We start from the raw sequence: 654 nt of genomic DNA, 5'->3' as shown, positions 1-654 counted from the left end.
CTTTTTTATTTCTTTGTTTTATACTATAGTTATGATTAGCTTATTTGATACAGCAAAAAGAATATTAAAATCTTTCTTTGATGACAATTTATTTAGCATTAATAATATTTTATCAAAAACTGCTATTGAAGGACTTGTAAGAGCAATAGATAAAGGAATAAAAAAAGATTATGATAAAGTATTAAAAAGTGTAAATAAAGAAGTACGTTCTAAGTTAAAAAATGAATATAATCAATTTATAAAAAAAGGCATATTCCAAATTGCTTCAGGTATACAGAAATATAAAATAGAAGATTTAAAGCCTGATTTCAAAAAAGAATTAGAAAGAAGAATAAATGTTTCATTATCATATATAACCACTCAAGACCAAAATACGATAGAAGAAATAAAAAACAGACTTATGAACTTTGCCTCAATACCTCATAATAATAAAAACTTAGAAGAATTGGAATATGATTTTTGGAATGATGTAATACCTGTTAATGCTAAGAAGAATTATAATACTAATAAGTGGCAGAATATGATAATTAGAGATCAGCAACATAAACTCGTTTCTAATATGACATACATTACAGCAATGAAAAATAATGCGATAGGCTTTATTTGGAAAAACAGAAAAGATATAAGAGTTGTAGGCAATCCATCAGGACTTTA

Annotated in this window: 1 protein-coding gene; it reads left to right on the top strand. The window is 24.6% G+C overall.

Annotated features, from left to right (window positions below; translation table 11 throughout):
- A partial coding sequence (locus GQX97_RS13700; RefSeq protein ID WP_157152320.1) for a hypothetical protein occupies positions 1-654 on the top strand: 654 nt, incomplete at both ends.

Source organism: Brachyspira sp. SAP_772 (assembly GCF_009755885.1).
In the GTDB taxonomy this organism is placed as follows: domain Bacteria; phylum Spirochaetota; class Brachyspiria; order Brachyspirales; family Brachyspiraceae; genus Brachyspira.
The sequence above is the reverse complement of the archived record's forward strand: the minus strand, read 5'-3'. Positions and strand labels throughout refer to the sequence as shown.